Raw genomic sequence first — 20,918 nt, forward strand, 5'->3', positions numbered from 1 at the left:
TACGGAAAAAATTCGCCAGCCCGTTCATTCCGCAGCGGTAAAAGCCATCCGCAAGATTCGGGCCAATGCTTGTGCATCTTTTTCGTCGAAGGCATCCGGCTGGTTACTATCAAGATCAAACACTCCGATCAGATCACCAGCCCTGTTCCAAACCGGTAAAACAAGTTCCGAGCGCGTGGAATTGGCGCAGGCAATATGGTCGGGAAAGGCATCGACGTCTCGAACCAACTGCACTTCGCCCGTTCGTGCGGCAGCCCCACAGACGCCCCGTGAAAACGGGATGACCAGACAACCGTGCCCGCCCTGATAGGGACCGATTTTCAGCACGTCGGGTTCTGTGACACGGTAAAAACCGGTCCAATCAAATCGGTCATCGGCGTGATGCACCTCACAGGCTACAGTCGCCATCAAAGCAACAGTATCTGTTTCCCCGCCCGTCAGGGATGCGATGGTTTTTGTGAGCGCCTCATAGTCGACCTTCAAGGTATCAGTCTCTCTCGATAGCAATGGCAGTTCCTTCGCCACCGCCGATACATATGGCTGCAACACCCCGCTTCAACCCGCGCTTTTCCAACGCATTCAACAAGGTAACCATGATGCGTGCCCCTGAGGCACCGATGGGATGTCCCAGAGCACAGGCACCACCGTTGACATTCACGATCTCACGATCCAGCGCCATTTCCCGCATGAAGGCCAGAGGCACAACGGCAAAGGCTTCGTTGACTTCCCATAAATCTACGCTGTCCTTGGGCCATCCAATATGGTCCAGGAGCTTTTGGGCCGCAGGAACTGGTGCTGTCGTAAAAAGCCCCGGTGCCTGAGCGTGGCTGGCGTGCCCCAGGATGCGGGCACGAATATTGAGGCCCTGCGCCTGCGCCGCGTCTGCTGACGCAAGCACCAGTGCCGCAGCCCCATCGGAAATTGACGACGCATTTGCCGCTGTGACCGTGCCGCCCTCCCGGAACGCTGGCTTCAAATACGGAATTTTCTCTGGTCGGGCGGAGGCAGGTTGCTCATCCGCAGATACGGTGACGCTTCCCTTGCGCGACGTGATGGAGACAGGGGTGATCTCGCCGTCAAAGGCACCGCTCGACTGCGCATTGAGCGCCCGCGACAAGGAACTGAGCGCATATTCATCCTGAACGCTGCGGGTGAACTGATAGGTCTCGGCGCAATCTTCCGCAAATGTTCCCATCAGACGACCCTTGTCATACGCGTCCTCAAGCCCATCCAGGAACATGTGGTCAATCACCTGCCCATGTCCGATGCGCGCGCCGACACGCATCTTGGGCAGCAGATAAGGCGCATTGGTCATGCTCTCCATCCCGCCAGCGACCATGACACCGGTCTGGCCCAGCGCGATCTGATCGAAGGCGATCATAGCGGCTTTCATACCCGACCCGCACATTTTGTTCAGGGTGGTCGCCGGGACATCTTCGCCGAGACCTGCTTTGAAACCCGCTTGCCGGGCAGGGGCCTGCCCCTGACCCGCAGATAAGACGCATCCCATGAGCACTTCCTCAACTTGCGCAGCACCCGCCCCATCGATCGCCGCCTTGATCGCAGCACCTCCCAATTCGGACGCTTCCAAACTGGCGAATTCGCCTTGGAACCCCCCCATAGGTGTCCTTGCTGCTCCTGAAATCACGACATCGCGCATCGGGTGGCCTCCCTGCTGGGCTAAATGGAATAGTAAGATTTGCCCTTTAAAGAGCGAAGATCCAGAACTTCGGGGTATATAATGCAACTCTCGACCAAAACAGAAGATCAGTTGCGCATTGTTTCTGTTCAGGAACCGCGCATCGATGCGGCCGTCGCAATTGAATTCAAGGATGCCATGCGCGCTGAAACAGATGGTGGCTCGGAAATCGTGGTGCTTGACCTCAGCGAAGTGCAATTCATCGATTCAAGCGGGTTGGGGGCGATTGTCGCCGCAATGAAAAATCTGGGCGCCGAGCGCAGAATGGCACTGGCCGGTCTGACGCCGACGGTGGAACGGGTGTTCAAGCTGACCCGAATGGATACTGTTTTCAGCGTATTCTCTACAGTTGATGGTGCACTCAAAGAACTGCGCAATTGATCACGGGCACGAAAAGGACCAATCTGATGGCCGTTGCCTTGCTGCCTCCGTTTGAAATCTCAGTACAAAGCAGCGATATGGCTGTGCGCGATGCGCTCGCTCAAATTTTGACGGAATTGGGTCCACTGGAGCTAAGCGTCGAAGAATCGGGGACCATCGAACTGGTGTTGGCAGAGGTGCTCAACAATATTGTCGAACATGCCTATCCAGAGCCGGACAACCCCGGTGACATCCATATTTACTGCAACCATCGGCCAGACGGGCTTCATCTGAAAATCACGGATCAAGGGGCTGCCATGCCCGATGGCGCGGCCCCATTGGGCAAGCAAGCCTCTCTGGATGTCGACCTGATGGATTTACCCGAAGGCGGATTCGGCTGGTTCCTGATTCAGGATCTCGCCAAGGATGTTCAATACGCACGCGTTGAAAACGAGAACCAGTTGACGATACGGATCGCCGTTGCACTCTCTTCCTGACAGAGGTCCTTAAGGTTTCAAAAACCAAGCCTTAATTCTTCCGTAATCTTCCCCCAAAGCGCCGCGTTGAGATCATATTGCCGCCTTGTTCACTGGGCATTCTCTGTCTTGTAGCTGCATATAGCTTCCCTCGGCGCTGCGCGTAATAGCCCCCACCCAGTGCGCGGCGTCGAGGAACTTACCTTCCCCATCATCAGTAACCGTTCTGCGATCAGGATGGACATCGCCACCTGCGCCGTTAACTTGCGTCCGAACCTTCACAACTGGGGCAGAAGATGCGCGATTTTCACTTTCCGGGCCGGTCGCCCGTATTTGCACTCAACGGTATGTGCGCAACATCCCATCCTCTCGGCGCAAAGACCGCCGTGGACATCCTCGAAAAAGGTGGCAATGCGATGGATGCGGCGATTGCAGGTGCCATTGTGCTGGGGATATGCGAACCGCAGATGACCGGAATCGGCGGTGACTGCTTTGTCCTTTGGCAAGATGGTGACGGAAGCGAAGTTAAAGCGCTCAATGGATCGGGACGCGCACCGGCAGCACTTGATGCCGCAGTTCTGAGAGATCAGGGTGACAGCACGGTCCCAATCCAAAGCCCCCACTCCGTGACCATCCCCGGTGCTGTGGATGCATTTTGTTTCCTGTCCGAAAACTACGGAAAAATTGGCCTTTTTGACATACTTGCACCTGCGATAGCGGCCGCGGAAAACGGCGTACCTGTCGCTTCTCGCGTGGCTTTTGACTGGAAGCGCGATGCGGCAGTCCTGCAAGAGACTGCCCGACAGTTCTATCTGATTGACGGGAAAATCCCAGAAATCGGTCAGATTTTCCGCGCGCCCAATCAAGCCAAAGTACTGAGGCGCATCGCCTCGGAAGGTCGCGACGCATTTTATTCTGGGGAAATCGCCGAAGATATGGTGAACACTCTGAACAGGCTTGGCGGGCGGCATACAATGGACGATTTCGCCGATGTCGCGGTGACCCCCACAACACCGGTTTCAGGCACATACCGGGATATCGACATCGTTGAACACCCACCAAACGGCCATGGCGCTACAGCCTTGCTGATGATGAATATCATTACCCAATTCGACATTGCGAGCATGGAACCCCTTGGCACATTGCGCACCCACGTCGAAGCCGAAGCGGCCAAGCTCGCCTACGATACGCGTAACAGGTTTCTGGCGGATGCCGATTTCATGACCCGGTTGGATCACATGCTGAGTATGGAAACCGCCAGGAAACTGGCGGCTCTGATTGACCCCCGGAAAGCGATGCCGAATGCCACCTCAATTTCGGAAAACGTGCACAAGGACACCATCTATATCACAACGGTGGATCGTGACGGCATGTCGGTGTCTCTCATCTATTCGATATTCAACGGTTTTGGGTCGGGTATTGCGTCAGACAAATTTGGCATATTGCTGCAAAATCGCGGCTCTGGGTTCACGCTGGAACAGGGCCACCCCAACGAATTGAAGGGCGGCAAGCGGCCCATGCACACCATCATCCCGGGCATGGTGCGCAAAAACGGCAAGGTGATCATGCCGTTTGGCGTGATGGGCGGAGCTTATCAGCCAAATGGACACGCTCGTTTTGCCTCTAACCTCGTTGACTTTGGTATGGATCCACAGACGGCCATTGATCTCCCGCGCGCCTTTTCAGATGCAGGTTCGATGAAGGTGGAACGTGGATATTCAGATCAGGTTCGACAGGAACTCAGCGATATGGGGCACAACGTCAGCATCCCCGATACGCCGATTGGGGGCGCGCAGGCGATCCGCATTCGTGATGACGGAATTCTTGAGGGTGCGAGTGACCCGCGGAAAGACGGATGCGCTTTAGGTTATTGAAAACAGGACCTTGAGTAAGTTCTGCGTCGATAGCCTGTCAGTTCAGCTGGAAATGCAAAGGGTAGGATCCGTCTTGGAACGGGCCAAACAAATCCGGAATATCCGGGTGATCGACCGGCTCGCCTGAGTAGTCCGCTATCAGGTTCTGCTCGGACACGTAGGCGACGTAGTAGCTCTGGTCATTTTCTGCCAACAAATGATAATATGGTTGTTCTTTGACCGGGCGGCTCTCTTCGGGGATCGCCTCATACCATTCTTCGGTATTCGCAAACTCCGGATCAACGTCAAAAATCACCCCGCGAAAGGGGTGTTTCTTATGTCGGACGACCTGTCCGAGATGATATTTTGCACGCGTTCGTAACATTACCAACCAGCCCCCTACCGTTCAATTTTACACGCTTCAAGAGGTATTTGTCCAATCACAGCCACCTTTGGAGGGGAAACAGACTGTGATCACCCCACTGACAGTATGAAAAACCTCTCTTTACTCACTTTGCAGCGTATTTGCAGGGTCTACAAAGTAAGCTTCTGCCAAAAACATGTATAATTCGTGATTTCCCCACAGACGAATTTCGGTTAAACTAACGAAAAATAAAAGAAGCGAGAGGCAGATGAGCAGAAGTCTTCGCGCTATGATTCTTGTATTGCTGGTGGCCTCCTGTGGAGGCGGCCAAGGCAGCGCGCCGCGTCATCTTGATGATGCGTGCAAGATCGTGCAACAGCGCCCCGAATACATCAAAGCGTTCCGGAAAACGGAAAAGAAATGGGGCGTGCCGGTGCATGTCCAAATGGCGACGATCCATCAGGAAAGCAAATTCATCTCCAATGCACGCACCCCGCATAAATACGCGCTGGGGATCATTCCGATGGGCCGTCAGTCAAGCGCCTATGGTTATGCGCAGGCGTTGGACGGCACCTGGGACGACTACAAACGCGCAACCGGCAAGCGATTTGCGAAACGGGACCGGATCAAAGACGCCTCAGATTTCATGGGATGGTACATGGTCAACAGCCGGTCAAAGAACGGCATCCCCCTGACGGATACGCGTAACCAGTACCTTGCCTATCATGAAGGTCACACCGGGTACGCGCGTGGTAGCTACAACCGCAAATCCTGGCTCTTGCAGGTCGCCAACAAGGTCGATGCCCGCGCGGACACCTATCAGGCGCAATTGGCGACATGTAATCTGCGGCGATAACCGAGTTTAACGATCCCGGTTTCGCAATGCGCGGCCGGGATCGAACAGGCTGTTTTTCAAAGGAACGCCTGCTTCGAAAGCACCCAATATTACCGTCGTCTGGCCGCCATTGGCATCGTTGATGATCCATTGCCGCAGCTCCACCGGATTTTCGGTAAAGCTCATCTGAATGGTTCCGTAGTCCGGGTTATCAGGATCCTGCGCGGTCACAATCGTGGCTGTGCCATCGTAGGTGTGTCCAGTGACCATCCTCGCCCGGCTTAAATTCACATTTCGGGCCAATATCAGCGACAGTGGTGTCTTGCTTAGCGGATAGGTCTCGGGAGGCTGGTTGGATTTTTTGTCAATGATCACGACTGCATTGGCGTCAGCAAGCACCAAAGCCTGTTCCGGTGGATCATATTCAAACCGCATTTTTCCCGGTCGTTTGATGTAAAGCTGACCGCTGCTGATCGTTCCGTCATCATTGATTTGCGTAAAGGCGCCTTGGGCGGTTTTCAAATTGTTGAGATAGTTGGAAATCTCATTCAGTGACAGTTGATCCGCAGCTGCTGGCAAGGCCAGACAGGCGATCAGAACGGCGGCGATCAAACGTTTCATCCAAAGCTCCTTGAGCAATCGTATTCTGGACATCAGTTAAGTACGAAGGCCTTGTTATGCGATATCAGCGGTCAGAATGATCGTCATTCCGCCACTGAATCCTAAGGTAACGCTCAAAAGCCTATTGCTGTTCCGGAACAAGTATCTCACGTTTGCCGACATGGTTGGCAGCGGACACCAACCCCTGCTCTTCCATTTGCTCCACCAGACGCGCGGCTTTGTTGTAGCCGATAGCCAGTTTACGCTGGATATAGCTGGTCGAACACTTGCGGTCCCGGATCACAACCTGCACCGCTGAATCGTAGAGAGCGTCTTCGCCATCGGTATTTCCGCCCAGGCCAAGAACAGCATCTATATCACTTTCCTTGTCCTCGGACGGCCCCTCGACAACACCGTTGATGTAATCCGGCTCTCCATATGCCTTGAGGTGATTGACGATTTCCTCAACCTCTTCGTCAGAGACAAAAGGACCATGACACCGGGTGATCTTTGCGCCACCTGCCATGTAGAGCATGTCCCCCATGCCCAGAAGTTGTTCGGCCCCCATTTCACCCAGGATCGTGCGGCTGTCGATTTTCGATGTCACCTGGAACGAAATACGCGTCGGGAAATTTGCCTTGATGGTGCCGGTAATGACATCTACCGACGGGCGCTGCGTGGCCATGATCAGGTGAATGCCGGACGCCCGCGCCATCTGTGCAAGGCGTTGAATACAGGCTTCGATCTCCTTGCCCGCCACCATCATCAGGTCAGCCATCTCATCAACGATCACGACGATATAGGGAAGTGCTTCGGGGGTGTTCTCTTCAGTCTCGAACACGGGTTCACCCGTCTCCTCGTCAAACCCGGTTTGGACCGTGCGGGTAAAAAGCTCACCTTTGGACAAGGCTTCACGCACCCGACTGTTGTAGCCCTCGATATTGCGTACGCCCATCTTGGACATCTTGCGATACCGTTCTTCCATCTCGCCGACGACCCATTTCAGCGCCACAACAGCCTTTTTAGGGTCGGTTACGACAGGCGACAGCAAATGTGGAATACCGTCATAGACGCTGAGTTCCAGCATCTTCGGGTCGATCATGATCATTCTGCATTCTTCGGGCGTCAGTTTGTAAAGCAGCGACAGGATCATCGTATTGATTGCGACGGATTTACCCGAACCCGTTGTCCCCGCGATCAAAAGGTGGGGCATCTTGGCAAGGTTCGCCACGACCGGATCGCCGCCGATGTCCTTGCCCAAAGCCAGCGGCAGACGCATGTTGCTGTCGCCAAAATCGCGACCTGCGAGAATCTCGCGCAACACGACTTTCTCGCGGCTCTCGTTGGGCAATTCGATACCAATGACTGAGCGGCCGGGAACGGTAGACACGCGCGCGGAAAGTGCCGCCATGGAACGTGCGATATCATCTGCCAATCCGATCACCCGCGACGCCTTGAGACCGGGCGCGGGTTCGAGTTCGTACATGGTGACCACGGGACCGGGTCGCACCGCAACGATTTCCCCCTTCACGCCATAGTCATCCAGAACGGATTCCAGCATCCGCGCATTTTCTTCCAGCGCTTCGTCGCTCAGATGCAGCCGTTGCACGTTGACCGGATTTTCCAACAGGCTGAGCGGCGGCAATTCGAAGCCCGGATGCGTATCTTCAAAGGACAGCTTCGGTTGCGCTTCGGCCTTTGCACGTGTCGAGGGTTGTACCGGTTTGCGGTTCAGTTGCTGGATGACCCGACGTGGCTCTGCCGCCGGAATTACGGGTGCCTCAACGTCAGCGACCTCGAAATCCTGCTCCACGATGTCAAGCTCATCTGGGAGCGGAGGAATAGACGCTGATCTGGAGGCCGTCAAAGGTGGTTCGGCCCGCGCGCCAGAAGTATCAAGAACCAAAGCATCCGGGCCCCGGCCACGCCCTTTGGTCAACGGGGCCGTTGCAGGAACATGAACCGCGTTACTGGTCCGGGCGCGCGATTTGATCACATCAGCGATACGGGCCTTGATCCGCTCTTCACCCGGCGCATCCTCATAATCGACTTCAGCGTCATATTCGATCAATTCAGGCTCAGGCATTTTTTCCGGACGTTTGACCAAACCCGGTAAACGGGACAGCAATCCCTGTCTTGTTTCCTCCGGATCTTCCTGGAACTTCGGAACCGCCTGCACCGGTGCAACTTCGGTGTGGATGGTCGTGTCCGCGATTTCCTGCGCTGCCGCCGCGCGCGCCTCCTTCGCCTGTGCACGACGTTCGGCGTGACGCGCTGACATGTTTTGGGCGGTACTGAGCGCCCCACTGGCACCACGCCCCAGCACCGCCATGATCCCGGCGTAGATCATGATCAGACCTACCAGCAGAAAACGACCAATCCGGGTCAATTCAGGCTTGGTAAAGCCCGTGACAAAGGCACCAATCGCAAGAATGCCAATTGCCATCAGCAGCGACATCAGCTTGACCGTAAAGGTCGAACCAATAGGCAGCAACGTCAGCAAAGCACCCATGACCGTGTCACCAAAGAGACCTCCCAGCCCAAAGCTGTGAGTGTCCAGCCAGTTTCCATCCGGTGTCAGAGTTGCCGCGTAGATGGCACCAAGCACAATCGCGATAGGGGCAAAGATCAGACGACCTATGGCGCGATCAGCCCCCTGATGCAGCGCGAACCGTAAACCCCAGGCAACCAGCACAATACCAATGCCCCAGGCTCCCCAGCCAACAATCATGAAAAGTGGCGCCGCCAATGAAGCACCGGTCCGTCCGAGCCAGTTCTGAACGGGCGCGTCGGTGGACACCATCCAATTGGGATCATCTGGCGTGTAAGACGCAATCATTGCACAGGCCATACAGCCGAGCACGATCAATACGAGACCAAACAGTTCCTTGCCGCGCCTTTCCACCGCTGCTGCCATATTGCTGTCCAGCAGCGGATCGCGTCCTCGTGTTTGATATGCCATTTTACGATCCCTCATTTTTATTGCGGATAGAGGCAATCGCGGATCAGTTCGATCCCACGCGCCGTTTCCGCTTTTGGAGCCACCATCGCGGCTCTTATGTAGCCTTGCCCCGGGTTCACCCCGTTGTAGTCCTGCGCCAGATAACCGCCCGGCAGCACCCGCACACCGGTTTCCCGCCAGAGCTTGACCGCTGCCCTCTCGCCATTCTCAACCGGCAGCCACAGGAAAAACCCGGCATCGGGGCTGGCGTACCCCGGCACATTGCCGAGCATCCGGTCCGCCAATTCGTATTTCTCGACATAAAGACGGCGGTTCTCGATCACGTGGGCTTCATCATTCCAGACCGCTGCGGCGGCCGCCTGCAACGGCAGCGGCAGGGGTGCGCCTGCGTAGTTGCGCAGTTGTTTGATTTCACCAATGTTCTCCGCACCGCTTGCGACAAACCCCGACCGCAGGCCGGGCAGGTTTGATCGTTTTGACAGGGAGTGGAAGATGACCACGCGGTTGAGATCGGTGCCCATTTCCTGCGCCACCTGTAGCGCGCCTACGGGCGGCGTCTCACGGTAAATCTCGGAATAGCACTCGTCTGCAAAGATTTTGAAGTCGTATTTCTCCGCAAGATTGATCAGGCCACGCCAATATTCCCGGCTCGCAACCGCCCCTTGCGGATTCGCTGGCGAACAAATGTAGGCGGCCGTGGCGCGGTTCAGGATGTCTTCGGAGAGCCCCGCAAAATCCGGCAGATGGCCGGTCTCTACCGTTGCCGGCACCATGATCGGGTCCGCCGTCGCGGAAAGCGCCGCGATCATGTAAACTTGGTAGAAAGGGTTCGGCATCAGGATTGCCGGTTTTTGCCCGCCTTTCGTCTCCGGGCAAAGCGCCATTACAGCGTTATACAGCCCCTCGCGCGTCCCGTTTAGGGCCATAACCTGCGTGTCTGCATTGACCGGCACACCATACCGCCGCTTCACGAAATCAGCGATGGCCTGACGCAGCTCAGGCGATCCGTCATTTGGCGGGTAGCTGTTGAACCCGGCAACATTTTCAGAAATCACATCCGTAACCCAGGCCGGAAACGCATGTTTCGGCTCGCCTATGGTCATGTGGATGGCCGGACCACCTCCTTCGGACACGTCCAACAGGGCGCGCAAGCGCGGCCATGCATGTGCCGGAAGGTTCGAAAACCGCTCAGGATACACCATTAAAACTGCCTCAGCTCGGGATCATTGACGTCCCGTTTGCCCCAAAGTACCGAAGGCAGCTCCCTGCGTCCACAAAAACGCGCAGCTTTCTGAGAATTTGTGGCTTTTAGGACAACGCCTCTTCGGCGGCGGCCGCCACCCGTAAAAGAGCGCCTTCGCAATTTGGGGGCGCCATCAACATCAGACCACAACTTGGCACGCCTGTCGGCAATGTCAGTGCGCATAAACCCATCAGATTACCGATCCTTGTATTTCGCAATGCCAGCAGGTTCTCAGACACATAATAGTCGTGATCCGTGTTCAGCCGTTCCAGATTTGGTGGCAAGATCGGCGCTGATGGCAAGATAACCGCGTCATAGCCGGCGGTCGCACGGTCATATGCCATACGTGCAGATTTCAGCACGGCCCAGGCAGCGACATAATCCGGGCCGGAAAACCCCTTTCCCAAACGAAAACGTTCGAGAATTTCAGCATAAAGTGCGTCCGGTTTGGCCTCAATAGCGTCGCGCCAGAGGCCGTAAGCCTCTGATGTATAGACACAGGTGCTCTGAGCCATTGCCGTTTCCACTTCAAGAACCCTGATGCGATCAATATGCGCACCCGCATTTTGCAATCGAACAACGGCGTTTTCAAAGGCCGCCAAAGGCGCCTCGCGTACGTCCTCCATCGCGACGGTTTCGAGTATCGCCATACGTCTCCCCTGGAGAGCAGCACCAGCGAGATCGAAGGCTTTGTTCCCTTCCAAAGCCGCCAACATGAGGTTTGCGTCTTCTACTGAACGGCAAAGCGGGCCTACCGTGTCAAACCGCAAGGCAAGCGGAACGACCCCTTCGAGGCTCAGCTTGCCGGAGGTGGTTTTGAGCCCTACAAGATCATTCCAGGCCGATGGGATACGCACCGAACCGCCGGTATCAGAGCCAATGCCCGCTGCTGCCAGATTGAATGCCACAGACGCCGCCGCGCCCGACGAAGACCCCCCTGAGACGGCGGTCGTGTCATTGACGCAAGGCGAGGTCGCGGTGCTGGGATTATGTCCAAGGCCCGAAAAGGCCAACTCGCTCATATGCGTCTTTCCCAGGCAAACAAGGCCCGCCGCGGTCGCATTTTGCAAGACAAGGGCGTCACTGTCCGGCATCCGGTTTTTCAACAGGTTCGAGCCTGCCTCCGTGGCAACACCCGCCGTATCAAATAGATCCTTCCAGCTGATCGGAACACCGTCCAGCAAGGACAAACGATGGCCGGTTTTTGCGCGCTCAGCAGCTGCAGCAGCTTCTGCCAAAGCCCGGGATGTCGTTGTCCGCGCGTAGATTCTATCTTTGAATTCATGTGCTTCGATGGCATCCAGATAGGTTTCGGTCAAAGCGCGAGGGTCAATATCTCCCGCGCCTATGCCGCGGCCCAAATCCGCGGCCGTCATCTGCAGCCAGTCTTGCATATCTTTTCCTTCGATGGTCTTTGGCAAAAGGGTAGCGACGCTTGCGCGCATGGACAATCCCCCGCACACCGTCCTAATGAGGACCATGGTTTTCGATTGCGATATCCTGATTGTCGGCGGCGGGCTGAATGGGCCGACCTTGGCGCTGGCTTTGGCAAGTGCGGGGCAATCGGTGATTGTCGTCGATGCCCTGCCCGTGAAAACGCGCAAGAACGCGGGGTTCGACGGGCGTTCCTATGCCCTTGCGCTGACCTCTGCCCGGCTTCTGCAGGCTCTTGGCATTTGGGGCGATATCGAAGATTACACCCAACCGATGCTCGACATAAAGGTCACAGATGGGCGCGCGGGCGAAGGTGCGTCCCCGTTTTTCATGCACTTCGATCATGCCGAGATCGAGGAAGGCCCGATGGGGTACATGGTCGAAGATCGCCATTTGCGCCCCGCTCTGCTGAACGCTGTTCAGAAAGAAAAGGCCATCCGGCAGATCAATGGCGACGTCGTGATAGATCAGAAGCTTGATCCAACAGGTATCTCGGTGGTGTTGCAGTCCGGCAAGACACTACGTGCCAAGCTCCTTGTCGGATGCGACGGGCGGCGCTCCGGCACCGCCGCGCGGTCAGGGATCAAGCGGACCGGGTGGGAATACAACCAAACGGCGCTGGTCTGTGCATTGGATCACGCCTTGCCACACAATGGCGTTGCCCATCAGTTCTTCATGCCAGCCGGCCCCCTGGCGATCTTGCCTTTGAAGGGCAACCGATCTTCGATTGTTTGGAGCGAAACGACCGAAAACGCTCATCAGATCAACGCCATGTCAGACGCGGATTACCTGAACGTTCTGCGCCCCAGATTCGGGAGTTTTCTTGGCGATCTCTCGCTGACCGGCGCGCGGTTCACATATCCATTGTCACTATCGCTTGCCAATGAGTTGGTCGCACTGCGCGTAGCACTTGTCGGAGACGCTGCACATGGCATCCACCCCATTGCAGGCCAGGGTCTGAATGCCGGGCTACGTGACGTGGCTGCCCTTGCGGATGTTGTCACTGATGCATCGCGGCGCGGCGAAGATATCGGGACCACAGCGGTATTATCCCGTTACCAGCAATGGAGACGCTTCGACAACACCGCCCTCGCCCTTGCCACCGATGCATTCAACAAATTGTTTTCAAACGATAACTCGATCTTACGCGGGCTTCGTGACATCGGCATGGGCATCGTGGGGAACATGCCCGGAATGAGGCGTGGATTTATCCGGGAAGCGGCAGGGCTGACGGGGGATCTGCCCCGGCTTCTGAAAGGTGAAAAGCTCTAATCCAGCGTCCGGGCTTCATCGACCAGCATTACCGGGATGCCGTTGCGGATCGGGTAAGCGAGGTTCGCCGTCATGGATATCAACTCCTGCTTCTCCGCATCGTATTTCAACGTGGTCTGCGAACGCGGACAAATCAGCGCTTCCAGCATCCTGCGGTCAAATTCGACAGCAGTTTCATTCATTGGATCATCTCACTCTCGCTACCGCCACGCAGCTGATATTCGATCAGGGTGACAAGGGTTTCGCGACGGGTCGGCAGAGACGGGGCCTCCAAAAGCGCTTGTTTATCCTCGGGATCAAATTCCAGCATCATCGACAGAGAGTTTATCAGCAGCTCGTCATCCGCTTCCTTTAACGTCTCCCAATCCGCCGAAAGCTCACGCGCGTCAAAAAATCGTTCCAGCAAATTCATAAAGCCGGGGCGCTGGAAGCAAGGGTCTTTTTCGTCTGGTCCCAGATCGCGATCAAAACCATCCCACGCTACCTCGCACCGCCGATAGGGCGTAAACCCTTGAATTTCTTGTATAACGCGAAACCTGGAAATGCCACACAGGGTGATCAGATAACGCCCATCCTCGGTTTCGGAAAACTGAGTGACACGCCCTGCGCAGCCGATGGCCTGAAGGCCATTTTCCTTTCGGCCCGGGATTTCGTTCGGCTGCACCATACCGATCAGACGCGTTGAGGTCTTCAAAGAATCCTCCAGCATCTGGAGATACCGTGGTTCGAAGATGTGCAGCGGCAACCGCGCGCGCGGCAACAACAAAGCACCGGGTAGCGGAAAGATTGCGATCGTTTCGGGAAGCTCAGCGGCTTTTATCATAAAAGACCACCTAGCCCGCGTGCTGCCTCAGGCAAATATCATTGAACTCAATTTGCGACGCCCGTTCAACATCACCGGATCATTCGGCTTAAGCGCCTCGAAAATAGTGAAAAGCTGCGTTTTGGCAGCGCCTTCATTCCATTCCCGGTCTCTGCGGAAAAGTTCAAGTAGCTGATCAACAGCCCCTTCCACATCACCATTTGCGTGCATGGCCTGCGCCAGATCAAAGCGCGCCTGATTATCCTCGGGGTTTGCCTCAACGGATCTGCGCAGCTCGTCGACAGGCCCTGCACCTTCGGCCTGACGCGCCAGTTCCAACTGCGCATGCGCAGCTTCCAGTTCCGGAGAGCTGGAAATTTCAGCGGGTGCCCCGTTTAGAATAGCCTCCGCCTGATCAAGCTCACCCAGCGTAATATGCGCCCTCACCAATCCGCCATAAGCGCCAGCGTGGTTGGGCTCTTCTCCCAAAATGGCTGAGAATGTCTGGGCGGCATCCGCGACCGCACCCTCGGCGAGCATTTCTTCGGCAGCCGTAATCGCCTCGCTCAATGCTTCGCCTGGGGCCTCGCCGCCACCGGCTTTTGCAACCCGGTCAACAAAGGACTTGATCTCGGATTCCGGTACCGCACCCTGAAAGCCGTCAATGGGCTGTCCCTTGTGGAAAGCATAGACGGTCGGGATGGACTGAATCTGCAATTGCCCCGCGATCATCTGCGCTTCGTCAACGTTGACCTTGACCATTTTCACCGCGCCTTTGGCGCCGCGCACCGCATTTTCCAGCTGCGGTCCAAGCGTTTTGCACGGGCCGCACCATGGCGCCCAGAAATCGACAATCACAGGGGTTGTCTGCGATGTCTCGATCACATCCGCCATAAAGGTGGCTTCGGTAGAGTCCTTGATCAGGTCATCAGCTTCGGGGGCAGCGGTCAGGTTCAGATCCATCATCGTTTTGTCCTTGCATATGCGACAGCGCTTATATGGGAGGTTTCACAGCTTTTCAAAGGTCAAAACTGGCAAAGACCGGCGCATGGTCGCTGGGCTTTTCCCATCCACGTGCCGAGCGCATGATACGGCTGGAATGTCCCGCATCCTGAATATCTGCACTTGCCCAAATATGATCCAGCCTGCGGCCCTTGTCAGCTGCGTCCCAATCCTTGGCGCGATATGACCACCAGCTATATAACCGGCCCTCGGGGACATCCCGGCGGGTGACATCCACCCATCCGCCCGCGTCCTGAGCATCCGCCAGATGTTCCACCTCGATGGGGGTGTGGCTGACAACTTTCAAGAGCTTCTTGTGGTCCCAGACGTCATCTTCGCGCGGGGCAATGTTCAGATCACCAACGAGGATGGATTTTTCCGGGCGGTTTTCACGGAACCAATCACGCATATCCGTCAGATAGTCGAGCTTTTGCCCAAATTTTTCATTCACGGTACGATCAGCAACATCACCACCGGCGGGCACGTAGAAATTGTGCACGGTGACGCCGTTTTCCAGCGTTCCGGCAATGTGACGTGCGTGGCCCAGGGCGGCGAAATCCTGCGAACCCGCTTCGACCATCGGGATTTTCGACAGGATCGCGACACCGTTATATCCCTTTTGCCCGCGCGCCACGACATGGCCGTAACCCGCATTGGCAAACGCCTCCAATGGCATTTTGTCGACCGGGCTTTTGCACTCCTGCAGGCACAACACATCGGGGCCTTCTTCTGAGAGCAATTTCAAGACAAGTGCTTCGCGCAGTCGGACAGAATTGATGTTCCATGTGGCAAGGGTAAAGGACATTGGGCGCTCTCCGGATAAAGTTGCGGCACCGTAGCGCGCAGTGACAGGCTGCGCCATGCCGAACCACTCATCGACAGAAGATTGCTCAGGTTTCGGAAAATCGACCCCCAAAAAAAAGGGCCGGGCACAAGGCCCGGCCAAGTCCAACAGGGAGGTGCATGTCATAACCCGGACATGCGCGGGATTCGTAGGACGCAGCGAACCACGCCCTGCACAACGATAGCTTGAATATGGTTAACAAAATCCAAACATCTTACGCCATAAGACGATATCCACCTGATTCGGTCACAAGAAGGCGCGCATTGGACGGATCTGGTTCAATTTTTTGACGCAGGCGGTAGATATGTGTCTCCAGCGTGTGCGTGGTGACCCCCGCATTGTATCCCCAAACCTCGTGCAACAGCACATCCCTTGGCACGACACCATCTGTAGAGCGATAGAGGAACTTCAGAATATTCGTCTCTTTTTCAGTCAGACGAACCTTTTTGTCGTCCTCGGTCACCAAAATTTTCATGGAAGGCTTGAATGTGTAGTGGCCCAACTGGAATACCGCATCTTCTGATTGCTCGTGTTGACGCAGTTGTGCGCGGATGCGCGCCAGCAAGACCGGGAACTTGAAGGGTTTGCTCACGTAGTCATTCGCGCCGGCGTCCAGACCGAGGATCGTGTCCGCATCGCTATCATGACCGGTGAGCATGAGGATCGGACTTTTCACCCCCTGCTTGCGCATCAATCTGCAAAGCTCACGACCATCTGTGTCGGGTAGCCCCACGTCCAGAATCACCAGATCGTAAAGCGCTTCTTTAGCCCTGACCATCGCATCTGCACCGTTTGCAGCTTCAAAAACGTCGAAATCTTCGGTCATGATCAATTGCTCGCTCAGCGCTTCACGCAGATCATCATCGTCATCGACCAATAGTATCTTTTTGAGTTGTGCCATGAGCTATCTCCCTAATCTGGCATAGAGATGTGTCCGATTTATCATTCTGGCAAGCTTGGGCGGTTTTCTTTCACGCTGTCGTGTTACAACCCCCCGTAATTGTTTCAATTCCGGGCTATTTGGCCTAGATCATGCAATGAAATGGCAGGCATTGTAACATCATGAAGATTGGTCCCAACATCTCCGAACGCCTTGCGCGGGCCCGTGCTGACTTGCGCATTGGGGTCCCGATTGTTTTGGAAGGACCGGTTTCCGCTTTGGTCTTCGCGGCGGAAACTCTGACAGATGCGCGGTTACGGGCTGTCCTTGCCGAGCCCAAGGGTGTCGTGCTGGCAGTTACTGCGCGCCGAGCGGAGACACTGAAAGCGCGCGCTTATGACGGTGATCTGGCGCGCATTCTGTTGCCTGCGGAGACCTCATTGGATTGGATACAAGGGATCGCGGACCCATCTGACGATTTGATCAAACCAATGAAGGGGCCGCTGGCGTGTGATCGCGACAGCGATGCGTCTGCCCATCGCGCTGCATTGAAACTGACCAAATCCGCCCGCCTTTTGCCAGCCGCTTTGGTTGCGCCCCTCACCGAGGCGTCGGAATTCGCGTCAGTCCACGGGCTGACGTGCTTACCGTTAGATGAAACGCTCGCCCATTTGTCGCAACGAAGCCCTTTGCACCCGGTCGTAAGCGCGCGTTTGCCGCTCGAAGTCTCCGAGGCAGGCCGTTTGCACGTATTTCGCCCGCAGGATGGCGGAGAGGAGCATTACGCCATCGAAATCGGCAGACCAGACCGATCGAAGCCGGTTTTAACGCGCCTGCACTCTGCCTGTTTCACGGGTGACCTGATGGGATCACTGAAATGCGATTGCGGTCCGCAATTGCGTGCCGCATTGGCGAGGATGGGGCAGGAAACACATGGCATTCTTCTTTATATGAACCAGGAAGGTCGCGGCATCGGCCTGGCGAACAAGATGCGAGCCTATTCGCTTCAGGATCAGGGGTTCGATACGGTTGAGGCCAATCATCGGCTTGGGTTTGAAGATGATGAGCGCGATTTTCGCCTTGGATCAGACATTCTGACGTCGCTGGGGTTCAGGGCAGTCAAACTGTTGACCAACAACCCCAATAAAGTCGCGATGATGCAGGCCAGCGGCATTAACGTGGTGGAACGGGTGCCCCTTCAAGTGGGTGAAAACCGGCACAACCGGGATTACCTTGCGACCAAGGCCAGAAAATCCGGTCATCTTCTATGACGCCCGCCGATCTGGTTTTGACGCCCCGGGGCCTGCGGTTCGCGGGGCATACCTACCCGTGCACCATCGGAAAATCCGGCTTGGCCGCTGACAAGAAGGAAGGCGACGGCGGAACACCAATTGGAACGCACCGCATCGTCGGCATGCTCTACCGCCCGGATCGAATGCCTGCACCCACCACATGGGCTCTTCCCATCGGGCCGCGCGACCTTTGGTCGGACGATGTCAGTGATGCCGACTACAACATGATGGTGCGCGCGCCCTATACCCCAAGCCACGAAAAGCTCAGACGTGCGGATCCCCTATACGACCTGGTAATTCTGACCGACTGGAACTGGCCTGATGCCATCAAAGGGCGCGGATCTGCGATTTTCATTCACCAGTATCGGCGCCCCGGGTATCCCACCGAAGGATGTATCGCCTTGTCCCGTGCCCATCTGCACAAGATTGCAGGTCGGATTTCAACCCGCACCCGGCTGATTATCCGGTAATGCGCATCCGATCAGGGTGCCGCCACGCGCGCACCAAAGATCGCGGATCCGACGCGGACATGCGTTGCCCCCAGCCGGATCGCCTTTTCGAAATCACTGCTCATGCCCATGCTGAGCCCATCCAACCCGTTGCGTTTTGCAATCTTCGATAAGAGCGCAAAATGCAAAGATGGTTCTTCATCGACGGGCGGGATGCACATTAATCCCGTGATGCTCAAATCCAGCGCTTGGCAATCCTTGATAAATGCGTCCGCCTCACTCGGCAGGATGCCCGCTTTCTGTGCCTCTTCGCCGGTGTTGACCTGAACAAAGAGTTCCGGGCAATACCCTGTTTCCTGAGCCAGTCGAGCGAAAGTTTTGGCCAGCTTGGGACGGTCCAGCGAATGAATGCTTTGGAAAAGATCGAACGCCTGCCGTGCCTTGTTGGTTTGCAGCGGACCAATCAAATGCAGGTCAATATCGTCAAAGACCTCGCGAAATTCAGGCCATTTCCCGGCTGCTTCCTGAACACGGTTTTCTCCGAAACACCGGTGGCCCTCCTGCAAAACGGCCTCGACCCGCGCATTTGGCTGCACCTTAGACACGGCAATCAGTTTGACGGACTCTCTGGAACGCCCAACCTCAGATGCCGCGGCGGCGATACGCTCAGAAATATCCTGAATGCCCACTTTAAACTCCATCTTTTCCTGACAGACACATAAATGGGCCTGCTGAAAAGAAAAAGGGCAGACCCGAAGGCCTGCCCCAATTTCAGGTTGTTGCAGTCAACTTAGAAGTTGAAGCGAACACCCAGGTCAGCAATGGTGTTGCCGGCTGCGTTGGAACCCGCCATACCGGACAGGGACACGCCGCCACCCAGGGAGTGGGTGAAGCCCAGACCGTAGGATGTGTCGTTTGCGTCTGCACCGCCGGTGGATACGGATGCTACAACGTTTGTTGCCGCGCCAACTGGGATGGATGTCGATGCACCGAATACGGTGTCGTCGTCGCCATCAAAGTCGGAGATCAGGAACGAAACGTCTGCGATACCGAGTGTACCGTTGGCTGTGATGACCCAGAAGTCATTCTCAACTGCGGAACCTGCAGCTTCGAACTGACCGTAGGCAGCACCAACTGTCCACGCGCTGAACGTGTAGGACGCACCGATTTCGAAAGAGTCACCAAATGCAACCGCACCAGCGCCGCCGAGGTTGTCGGTGTGGTCGTCTGTGTAAGACGCCATGAACGCGAAGTCACCCATTTCGTACTTGACGTTTACGCCGTTGTTACCAGCACCGGTGCTGGAGAACGCTGGCAGGGAAACGCCGGAGTTTGCGTACTGGCCGGTTTGACCAACAAGACCGGGCTCGTAGCCGAAGTAGTTTACAACTTCTGCTGCGTCTGTAACGCCGGAGACGTTACCAACGCGAACGCGCAGGCCGCCGGAAGACACTTGGAAGCGTGCGCCGGAGAAGACACCCTGGTTTGCAGAGTTGTTGGCATTTTCGTTTGCTTCAACGCGGATACGAGCAGCGAAACGAATGCCGCCGTCTGTTTCTGTCGAAGAGTCGATGTTGAGGCGGTAACGGCTCTCAATACGTGTTTCTTCTTCTGTGTTACCACCACGGTCTTCTTCATAGAGAATACCAAAACGGCCGTAACCTGAGAATGTTGTTTCTGCTGCTACGACGCCGGCTGTACCCACCAGAGCTGTTGTAGCGATGAGAAGTTTTTTCATGAACTTGTCCTCGGTTGCTATTCTTTGTCCAACGGGTGAATCCCTTTTGAACCTGAGCAGTGTTTCGCTCTTAAACGCCCCCTTTTGCAAGAACTTGGAGCGTCACGATGCGAGAGACGGAAAAAATGGTGCAGCTTTGCCACACCTTTTTCAACCTGGCCGAGGGTCCCGCTCCTCTGGGGCGGCAAACAAGTAGGCAGGACAGTATATATGCGCCACAACGCCCTTGTCCCTGCACCTGCACTTGGATTAACGTGCAGCTCAAATTGGGCAACAGGCATCCTTATGACACTATCAACAATTTTCCGGGTTTTCGGAGTGATCGCCATCGCTGTCGCATTGTCTGGATGCGGTGGTACATCGCGCACCGCGCAGCCGGTTGAAAGCCAGCGCCCCGGCAGCAGCATTGATGATGATACCACGCGGATCGTTGAAGGTGGCGGTGGCGAAGGCACAACCATCTGGGATGCTTTCCGCCGCCAGAACACCGAAATCACGGTTGCGGTGAACAAGTATCTTTGGTCGGCATCGCTCGAAGTGCTGAATTTCCTGCCAGTTCAATCGGTTGACCCGTTTACCGGGGTGATCGTTACCGGGTTTGGCACACCTCCGGGCGGCGGGCGTTCGTACCGGGCAACAGTCCTGATTAACGATCCCGCGCTGGATGCACGATCCTTAAATGTGTCGGTTCAGACCAAGGGTGGCCCCGCCAATGCGGCAACTGTTCGCGCCATTGAGGATGCGATTCTAAGCCGCGCACGCCAACTCCGGATCGCTGACAACAGGCTCTAGGGCCGATCCCAGACCCTTTCC

General features: G+C 56.0%; 22 protein-coding genes. 8 read left to right on the top strand and 14 right to left on the bottom strand.

The genetic code is table 11. From position 1 onward, the window contains the following. Nucleotides 1–24 precede the first annotated feature (24 nt). Together Q0802_RS07020 and Q0802_RS07025 are read right to left on the bottom strand one after the other, a co-directional pair. Complete coding sequence (locus Q0802_RS07020; RefSeq protein WP_298915589.1) at nt 25–483, bottom strand: GAF domain-containing protein; 459 nt, start codon at nt 481–483, stop codon at nt 25–27. A 4-nt stretch (nt 484–487) separates the two neighbouring features. Then, the gene (locus Q0802_RS07025) at nt 488–1,660 is read right to left on the bottom strand and encodes an acetyl-CoA C-acyltransferase (protein ID WP_298915592.1); all 1,173 of its coding nucleotides are present in this window, start codon (nt 1,658–1,660) and stop codon (nt 488–490) included. Between the two features lie 81 nt (nt 1,661–1,741). Between Q0802_RS07025 and Q0802_RS07030 the strand changes: the two genes are divergently transcribed. The 3 genes from Q0802_RS07030 (at nt 1,742) to Q0802_RS07040 (ending at nt 4,409) form a co-directional block, all read left to right on the top strand. Further along, on the top strand, nt 1,742–2,080 hold the full coding sequence (locus Q0802_RS07030; RefSeq protein WP_298915595.1) for an STAS domain-containing protein: 339 nt from the start codon (nt 1,742–1,744) through the stop codon (nt 2,078–2,080). Between the two features lie 26 nt (nt 2,081–2,106). After that, nucleotides 2,107–2,556 (top strand): ATP-binding protein, encoded by a 450-nt coding sequence (locus tag Q0802_RS07035; protein ID WP_298915601.1) that lies wholly within the window; start codon nt 2,107–2,109, stop codon nt 2,554–2,556. Between the two features lie 275 nt (nt 2,557–2,831). Beyond that, nucleotides 2,832–4,409, top strand: coding sequence for a gamma-glutamyltransferase family protein (locus Q0802_RS07040; RefSeq protein ID WP_298915604.1), 1,578 nt, complete (start codon nt 2,832–2,834; stop codon nt 4,407–4,409). Between the two features lie 37 nt (nt 4,410–4,446). Here the strand turns inward: Q0802_RS07040 and hspQ are convergent, their stop codons facing one another. Beyond that, nucleotides 4,447–4,773, bottom strand: a complete 327-nt coding sequence (hspQ, locus tag Q0802_RS07045; protein ID WP_298915606.1) for a heat shock protein HspQ — start codon at nt 4,771–4,773, stop codon at nt 4,447–4,449. A 247-nt stretch (nt 4,774–5,020) separates the two neighbouring features. On the opposite strand from hspQ, the gene Q0802_RS07050 reads away from it, so the two are divergent. Further along, a complete protein-coding gene (locus Q0802_RS07050) occupies nt 5,021–5,608 on the top strand; it encodes a lytic transglycosylase (protein ID WP_298915609.1) in 588 nt (195 codons plus the stop codon). A 6-nt stretch (nt 5,609–5,614) separates the two neighbouring features. On the opposite strand, the gene Q0802_RS07055 is transcribed toward Q0802_RS07050, so the two are convergent. From Q0802_RS07055 to Q0802_RS07070, 4 genes are all read right to left on the bottom strand, one after another. Beyond that, a complete protein-coding gene (locus Q0802_RS07055) occupies nt 5,615–6,208 on the bottom strand; it encodes an outer membrane lipoprotein carrier protein LolA (RefSeq protein ID WP_298915614.1) in 594 nt (197 codons plus the stop codon). A 121-nt stretch (nt 6,209–6,329) separates the two neighbouring features. Then, nucleotides 6,330–9,149, bottom strand: coding sequence for a DNA translocase FtsK (locus Q0802_RS07060; protein WP_298915617.1), 2,820 nt, complete (start codon nt 9,147–9,149; stop codon nt 6,330–6,332). A gap of 17 nt (nt 9,150–9,166) precedes the next feature. Continuing rightward, nucleotides 9,167–10,348: an aminotransferase class I/II-fold pyridoxal phosphate-dependent enzyme gene (locus Q0802_RS07065; RefSeq protein ID WP_298916800.1), complete on the bottom strand. Its 1,182-nt coding sequence runs from the start codon at nt 10,346–10,348 to the stop codon at nt 9,167–9,169. A gap of 109 nt (nt 10,349–10,457) precedes the next feature. After that, the gene (locus Q0802_RS07070) at nt 10,458–11,786 is read right to left on the bottom strand and encodes an amidase family protein (protein WP_298915620.1); all 1,329 of its coding nucleotides are present in this window, start codon (nt 11,784–11,786) and stop codon (nt 10,458–10,460) included. An 85-nt stretch (nt 11,787–11,871) separates the two neighbouring features. On the opposite strand from Q0802_RS07070, the gene Q0802_RS07075 reads away from it, so the two are divergent. Then, nucleotides 11,872–13,098: an FAD-dependent monooxygenase gene (locus Q0802_RS07075; protein WP_298915623.1), complete on the top strand. Its 1,227-nt coding sequence runs from the start codon at nt 11,872–11,874 to the stop codon at nt 13,096–13,098. On the opposite strand, the gene Q0802_RS07080 is transcribed toward Q0802_RS07075, so the two are convergent. The 5 genes from Q0802_RS07080 to Q0802_RS07100 form a co-directional block, all read right to left on the bottom strand. Continuing rightward, nucleotides 13,095–13,280 carry a Trm112 family protein gene (locus Q0802_RS07080; protein ID WP_298915626.1) on the bottom strand — a complete coding sequence of 62 codons (186 nt, stop codon included), beginning with the start codon at nt 13,278–13,280 and terminating at the stop codon, nt 13,095–13,097. The two genes, Q0802_RS07075 and Q0802_RS07080, sit on opposite strands and share 4 nt — an antisense overlap. Further along, nucleotides 13,277–13,921 (bottom strand): LON peptidase substrate-binding domain-containing protein, encoded by a 645-nt coding sequence (locus Q0802_RS07085; protein ID WP_298915629.1) that lies wholly within the window; start codon nt 13,919–13,921, stop codon nt 13,277–13,279. Before Q0802_RS07085 ends, Q0802_RS07080 begins: the two co-directional genes overlap by 4 nt. Before the next feature lie 27 nt (nt 13,922–13,948). Continuing rightward, a complete protein-coding gene (gene trxA, locus Q0802_RS07090) occupies nt 13,949–14,866 on the bottom strand; it encodes a thioredoxin (protein WP_298915632.1) in 918 nt (305 codons plus the stop codon). 52 nt (nt 14,867–14,918) lie between these two features. Beyond that, a complete protein-coding gene (locus tag Q0802_RS07095) occupies nt 14,919–15,707 on the bottom strand; it encodes an exodeoxyribonuclease III (protein WP_298916803.1) in 789 nt (262 codons plus the stop codon). Between the two features lie 253 nt (nt 15,708–15,960). Continuing rightward, entirely contained in the window at nt 15,961–16,647 is a 687-nt protein-coding gene (locus Q0802_RS07100) for a response regulator transcription factor (RefSeq protein ID WP_298915635.1), read from the bottom strand. A 161-nt stretch (nt 16,648–16,808) separates the two neighbouring features. Between Q0802_RS07100 and ribA the strand changes: the two genes are divergently transcribed. Further along, entirely contained in the window at nt 16,809–17,897 is a 1,089-nt protein-coding gene (gene ribA, locus Q0802_RS07105) for a GTP cyclohydrolase II (RefSeq protein ID WP_298915638.1), read from the top strand. Further along, the gene (locus tag Q0802_RS07110) at nt 17,894–18,388 is read left to right on the top strand and encodes a L,D-transpeptidase family protein (protein WP_298915641.1); all 495 of its coding nucleotides are present in this window, start codon (nt 17,894–17,896) and stop codon (nt 18,386–18,388) included. Before ribA ends, Q0802_RS07110 begins: the two co-directional genes overlap by 4 nt. 11 nt (nt 18,389–18,399) lie before the next feature. Here the strand turns inward: Q0802_RS07110 and Q0802_RS07115 are convergent, their stop codons facing one another. Both Q0802_RS07115 and Q0802_RS07120 read right to left on the bottom strand, forming a co-directional pair. Beyond that, nucleotides 18,400–19,056, bottom strand: coding sequence for a YggS family pyridoxal phosphate-dependent enzyme (locus Q0802_RS07115; RefSeq protein ID WP_298916806.1), 657 nt, complete (start codon nt 19,054–19,056; stop codon nt 18,400–18,402). Nucleotides 19,057–19,157: 101 nt separating this feature from the next. Further along, nucleotides 19,158–20,105: a porin gene (locus Q0802_RS07120; RefSeq protein ID WP_298915644.1), complete on the bottom strand. Its 948-nt coding sequence runs from the start codon at nt 20,103–20,105 to the stop codon at nt 19,158–19,160. Between the two features lie 285 nt (nt 20,106–20,390). On the opposite strand from Q0802_RS07120, the gene Q0802_RS07125 reads away from it, so the two are divergent. After that, nucleotides 20,391–20,897 (top strand): DUF3576 domain-containing protein, encoded by a 507-nt coding sequence (locus Q0802_RS07125; RefSeq protein ID WP_298915647.1) that lies wholly within the window; start codon nt 20,391–20,393, stop codon nt 20,895–20,897. The last annotated feature ends 21 nt before the right edge of the window (nt 20,898–20,918 follow it).

Origin of the sequence: uncultured Roseobacter sp. (genome assembly GCF_947495275.1) — a bacterium.
Taxonomy (GTDB): Bacteria; Pseudomonadota; Alphaproteobacteria; order Rhodobacterales; family Rhodobacteraceae; genus Roseobacter.

Coding starts and splice junctions, on each gene's coding strand:
- Q0802_RS07125 (WP_298915647.1), top strand. CDS start 20,391: ATGACACTATCAACAATTTTCCGGGTTTTCGGAGTGATCGCCATCGCT.
- Q0802_RS07075 (WP_298915623.1), top strand. CDS start 11,872: ATGGTTTTCGATTGCGATATCCTGATTGTCGGCGGCGGGCTGAATGGG.
- Q0802_RS07060 (WP_298915617.1), bottom strand. CDS start 9,149: ATGGCATATCAAACACGAGGACGCGATCCGCTGCTGGACAGCAATATG.
- Q0802_RS07110 (WP_298915641.1), top strand. CDS start 17,894: ATGACGCCCGCCGATCTGGTTTTGACGCCCCGGGGCCTGCGGTTCGCG.
- Q0802_RS07040 (WP_298915604.1), top strand. CDS start 2,832: ATGCGCGATTTTCACTTTCCGGGCCGGTCGCCCGTATTTGCACTCAAC.
- Q0802_RS07095 (WP_298916803.1), bottom strand. CDS start 15,707: ATGTCCTTTACCCTTGCCACATGGAACATCAATTCTGTCCGACTGCGC.
- Q0802_RS07050 (WP_298915609.1), top strand. CDS start 5,021: ATGAGCAGAAGTCTTCGCGCTATGATTCTTGTATTGCTGGTGGCCTCC.
- Q0802_RS07035 (WP_298915601.1), top strand. CDS start 2,107: ATGGCCGTTGCCTTGCTGCCTCCGTTTGAAATCTCAGTACAAAGCAGC.
- ribA (WP_298915638.1), top strand. CDS start 16,809: ATGAAGATTGGTCCCAACATCTCCGAACGCCTTGCGCGGGCCCGTGCT.
- Q0802_RS07085 (WP_298915629.1), bottom strand. CDS start 13,921: ATGATAAAAGCCGCTGAGCTTCCCGAAACGATCGCAATCTTTCCGCTA.
- Q0802_RS07025 (WP_298915592.1), bottom strand. CDS start 1,660: ATGCGCGATGTCGTGATTTCAGGAGCAGCAAGGACACCTATGGGGGGG.
- Q0802_RS07070 (WP_298915620.1), bottom strand. CDS start 11,786: ATGCAAGACTGGCTGCAGATGACGGCCGCGGATTTGGGCCGCGGCATA.
- Q0802_RS07120 (WP_298915644.1), bottom strand. CDS start 20,105: ATGAAAAAACTTCTCATCGCTACAACAGCTCTGGTGGGTACAGCCGGC.
- Q0802_RS07055 (WP_298915614.1), bottom strand. CDS start 6,208: ATGAAACGTTTGATCGCCGCCGTTCTGATCGCCTGTCTGGCCTTGCCA.
- trxA (WP_298915632.1), bottom strand. CDS start 14,866: ATGATGGATCTGAACCTGACCGCTGCCCCCGAAGCTGATGACCTGATC.
- Q0802_RS07030 (WP_298915595.1), top strand. CDS start 1,742: ATGCAACTCTCGACCAAAACAGAAGATCAGTTGCGCATTGTTTCTGTT.
- hspQ (WP_298915606.1), bottom strand. CDS start 4,773: ATGTTACGAACGCGTGCAAAATATCATCTCGGACAGGTCGTCCGACAT.
- Q0802_RS07100 (WP_298915635.1), bottom strand. CDS start 16,647: ATGGCACAACTCAAAAAGATACTATTGGTCGATGACGATGATGATCTG.
- Q0802_RS07080 (WP_298915626.1), bottom strand. CDS start 13,280: ATGAATGAAACTGCTGTCGAATTTGACCGCAGGATGCTGGAAGCGCTG.